The organism is Alteromonas sp. MmMcT2-2 (genome assembly GCF_022348305.1).
GTDB classification, from domain to species: domain Bacteria; phylum Pseudomonadota; class Gammaproteobacteria; order Enterobacterales; family Alteromonadaceae; genus Alteromonas; species Alteromonas macleodii.
On the sequence record NZ_JAKRFA010000113.1, the window covers coordinates 1 to 1,409 of the forward strand.

General features: G+C 40.7%; 1 protein-coding gene. It reads right to left on the bottom strand.

Features of this window, described 5'->3' with window-relative positions; all coding sequences use genetic code 11:
* Window positions 1-74: 74 nt before the first annotated feature.
* A complete protein-coding gene (locus MHM99_RS21060; protein WP_239220460.1) occupies window positions 75-1,184 on the bottom strand; it encodes a pentapeptide repeat-containing protein in 1,110 nt (369 codons plus the stop codon).
* Between the last annotated feature and the right edge of the window lie 225 nt (window positions 1,185-1,409).

The following is a 1,409-nucleotide window of genomic DNA, read 5'->3' on the forward strand; positions in this document are numbered from 1 at the left end:
ACTGGCGTCAGGCGATGAGTCGTTTTATTATCGAGTTCGAGGAACGACTCGAAAAGCACATTAACTAATGGCAGTTACACAGAATCTGTTACAGGCTCGGTCCCATAGTTGCTAAAAATTTTATATGCAGCAGGCACACTCAGTAACCAACGCCGCCACCATTTTAACTGCCTTCGCTTAGCTTCCATCTCCCCTACGAAAAAATCATTCGCTAATCCAAAGTCCTTATTCTCTTCAAGTGAGTACCTTATATTTCGATAGGTATTCTCGATCCCTGGCAGCATCTCGCGCCTGCTGTAATAATCATTTTGTTGGTGAAAACTTAGTTCATCAAACAATCCATTGCGCCTAATCTTTTTCTGCCGCCAATCATTCCCTATAAAATTAACGCCGCGAAGGTCAGTATTTCGAAAACTCGCTTCAGAAAGTCTTACTCCATTGAATGTAACCCTTTTAGGATCCGCAAAGTTTATTTCTTCAAGCATGGCTCTGCTATTGAAAAGAACATACAGAACTACGTGTTCTCGTCTGTGCGGAAATCTAACGCGATAACGGTTAAACGCTCTTAGAAGACTTGTTCTTATCTTTCGTAGAAACTTTTTCACAAATCCCACGAAAGTTCGAATATAGTGGCGAATGCGGCTTTTGAGAAATGACTTATAGTTTCTATACTGGTATTTAATCTTTGTCCAAGTATTAACTTCAGGTCCAGGTTTCTGAGTTACTACTACAGATGGGCCGGCTACAGTAAAACTAACTGCGGAGCTTGCGGATAGTGAAACGGTTTTGGTTTGTATAAATGTTGCCTTACTAGAGAAGTGACAACGGTTGAAGTTAGCTAACTGTTTTAAAGCTCCCGAAATAAAGAATTCACCATCAAACTTTACTTCTTTTGCGATAAAACTTTCTTCTACTTCAATAGACGCAGCTTTAAAAAAGCTAAACTCTAGTCCGCTAAGATCAACTGAGCCTTTGAATTTGCAGGTTTGTAGTTCCAAGCTGCTAATTTCACAACCAGTCATATCTACATTGCCTTCAAACACGCCCTGTTTTATTTTGACTCCATAAAGGCTCGCATTTCGTAATCTCAATGATGTTTTACACACCACATTTTCTAGCTCTTTAGTTATTGGGAAGTTAAAGCCTCTCCAATCACCGTCTCCCTTTAAATCCAGTCGTTTCAATCTCCACCAAAAACGCTTTTGAGCATCACCCTGCCTTATAGTTTGATGGAATAGGCACAGCTCTGCCTCATTAAGCGCTTTTTCTTCTGCTGGATGCTTACAGGTTTCGCCATTTCCATGGTTGTAACCCCCCTGTGTCAGGATAGTTGTCGCCTCAGTTTTTCATAGTATTAGACAGGGTGCGGAAGTTAGGCATGAGTGAGACATTATCCAGAAGAACATAAA